The 3,164-nt window shown below is 65.9% G+C and carries 1 protein-coding gene; it reads left to right on the forward strand.

Features of this window, described 5'->3' with window-relative positions; translation table 11 throughout:
- On the forward strand, window positions 1-3,164 hold a 3,164-nt coding region (locus VN856_RS06345), incomplete at both ends, for an ATP-binding protein (RefSeq protein WP_414686887.1).

Below are 3,164 nucleotides of genomic sequence, written 5' to 3' on the forward strand. Positions count from 1 at the left end.
GACCGTTCCCATCCCCTTGCGGCGATGCTCGCCGACCTGCACCGCGGCGCCGGTTCTGGTACTGCCAACCGCCTTACGCTCAGCGGCCTCGACGAAGCTGACGTGACCACATATGTCACCGAGGCCGGTTACAACGACGAAGAACTCGCGCGGGCGTTGGCATCGGTCACCGGCGGCAACCCGTTCTTCCTCATCGAAGCGCTACGCCATGTGGACGAGACCGGCGGCGTGTGGGATCCGACCACCTTGCCACAAGGTGTCCGGGAAACCGTGAGCCGCCGCCTTTCACGACTTACGGCGGAGACGAACACAGCCCTAGCCGCGGCCGCGGTCGTCGGTAGCCGGTTCGCTCTGGACCTCGTGGAGAAGGTGGTCGAGGAGGATCTGGTTGACGCGTTCGACGAGGCGTGCAAGGCGGGCATCGTCATCGAAGAGCCGGGCGGCCGTTACCGGTTCAACCACGCCATCGTCCGACAGTCGCTGCTCGCCGAGCTGCCGTCGGTGCGGCGCCTGCGGCTGCACCAGCGCATCGCGACGAAGCTGGAGAACGAGCCCGGCGCCGACGACGAGCTGCTCGCTGAACTGGCTCACCATTACTTCGAATGTGCTTGGGCGGGAAACGCGGCCAAGGCTGTCGAGTACTGCCGGCGTGCCGCCGACCAGGCGGTAGCTCGCCTCGCCTACGAAGGCGCCGCCGACCTCTACGGCCAGGCCTTGCACGCGCTGGACGAAATAGACGACGAGCTGCCTGACCGGGACGATCAGGTCGGCGAGCTATTAGTGGCGCGCTGCGAGGCGCTGCTGGCTGCCGGTGATGTGGCTTCGGCAGCAGGCGCGGTCTCCAAATTGCAGGAAGCGACGGTCAATTCGCCGCGGCTTGCGGCGTGGGCGACGTGTTTCGATGGCCAGCTGTCGATGCTGATCCATCCCGAGCGACTCGACGAGGTTGAAACCGCTTTAGGCTTGGCCGCCCAAAAACTAGCCGAATTAGACGACGCCGCAGGCGAAGCCAACGCCCATACTGTTCGCGCCGCATGCCTCGCCCGCCTCGGCAGAATCGGCGACGGCGAAATCGCTCTGGACGACGCCCTCACGGCGGCCCGTCGTGCGCGAGATCACCGCCGGGTCAATGCGGTGCTGGCCGGCGCCCCACTTGCCGCGCTGTGGGGACCGAACCCGGTCCCACGCGCGGGCGGGCGGTGTCTTGATGTGGTGCGGCTCTTGCGAATCACGACCGATTCGCCGGCGGTCGAAGCGACATCGACGCGGTGCCAGGCTGTATTGGAAGCCTTCCGTGGACGTGCCGAGGCGGCCCGACGGATGATCGACTCGGCGCGGCGTACGGTCACCGAACTCGGGCTGCGCCATGCCCGTCTGGAAGTCGAGCAGTTTGCCGGCATCGTAGAGCTGATCGCCGACGACCCGACTGCCGCAGAGCCGCACTTCCGTCAGGCCTATAACGGCTTTCGCCGCATGGGTCTCGACGCCGACACCGCGGAGACTGCCGCGCTGTTGGGTCGCACATGTCTCGCGCTCGACCGAGACACCGAGGCCGACGAATTGTGTTTGGAGAGTGAGCGACTCGCGGGCCACGCTTTGAAGGCTTCTATCGCTTGGCGGACTCTGCGGGCGCGGTTGCTTTCGCGCGGTCACGAACACGGCGAGGCGCGGCGGATCGCCGAGGCCGCTGTTGCCCTGGCCGAGCGCACCGACGCACTGGTCGATCACGGCGATTCCTGTCTGACGCTGGCAACGGTCTTGGGCGCTGCCGGCGATGGACCGGGTGCGCGGGCCGCCGCCGAACGGGCCGTCGATCTGTATGAGCGGAAAGGGGCTGCGGCACTTGCGGAGAGAGCGCGTCGGGTAGTCGGCGAGCCGCATCCGCCGTCGGCCCCTGTACCACCCGAACCACCGCAGGTTGTCGAACTCGACAACGCATGCATACGCGCTGGCAAGCGCCTGGCGGCTGCGATTAATCGCGAAGCCTGGGACGAATTCGAGCAACTATATGCGCCCGCGGTGTTCAGCGAGAGTCACCGGAAGGTCATTGGCTTCACACACGCTGCCGGCGCGATCGTCCAACCGGAAAACTGGGCACGTGAGATCAGCCGCGTTCTAGGAGCGAGCGGCGTCCACCTCACCGCGCACGATATCGCCGTGCGAGGCGAGCGCCTGGCTCTCGCTCGATTGTTGGTGGGCACTGCCGATGCGAGCCCTGGGGCGCCGCAGGATGAATTTCTCCAGATATACGGCATCGACGAAGAGGGTCGAATCTCCCTGCAGATATTTTTCGACCTCGAAGACATTGACGCCGCGATCGCCGAACTCGACGCCGCGCATGCCCGATTCGAGGACGAGGCGCGCTCGCAGGTGCAACGGCTCGAAAACGCGGCCAGCCAATCAGCCGACCGCTACATGGCGCACTTCGCAGCCCGCGACTGGGATGCGCTCGCGAAGGTACTGGCCGACGACGTCTGTGTCGACGATCGCCGGCGGGGGGTAAACGCCGGGATCAAACACGGTCGGGATGCCGAGATCGCAAACCTGCGCGCGGCCGCCGGCGTCGGGATCACCTACTTCACGTATGTCGTCATCGCAGCCCGTGGAGAGCGCCTCATCCTCGCGCGCGTCTCGGGCGAGACCGGGGAGTTCCTCAACGAGGTGCTGGGCGTCATCGAAATCAACTCTCACAATCAGATCGCGGCGATCGTCATTTTCGAGCTCGACGATTTCGATTCGGCCATCGCCGAGCTCGATGCCCGATACTTCGCGGGCGAAGCGGCAGCCCACGCACACACGTGGTCGGTGGTCACGGGAACCTACGCCTCAGTCAGCCGACGAGAGTTGCCCGCGCTGGCGCCCGACTGCGTGACCATCGACCATCGCCGGGTGACTGCGTTCGCGCCTGGCGAGATGACCGCATATATCCGTGCCGGGTGGGAAATCGACCAGACCATCCGCGCCTACGTCGAGGTTGTCCACCGGCTGAGCGATTTCGGAGCGGTTTGCACCTATGCGGCGCACGCTATTTCGCGCGAGGGCTTCGACGGCGCCTTTCGGGGGGTCAACCTCGCGACGGTGAGCGGCGACATGGTTAACCGCAGTGAGCTATTCGACGAGGCGGACCTTGACGTCGCACTCGCGAGGTTGGACCAGCTGAGTCG

Origin of the sequence: Mycobacterium sp. (genome assembly GCF_035603715.1) — a bacterium.
Lineage (GTDB): Bacteria > Actinomycetota > Actinomycetes > Mycobacteriales > Mycobacteriaceae > Mycobacterium.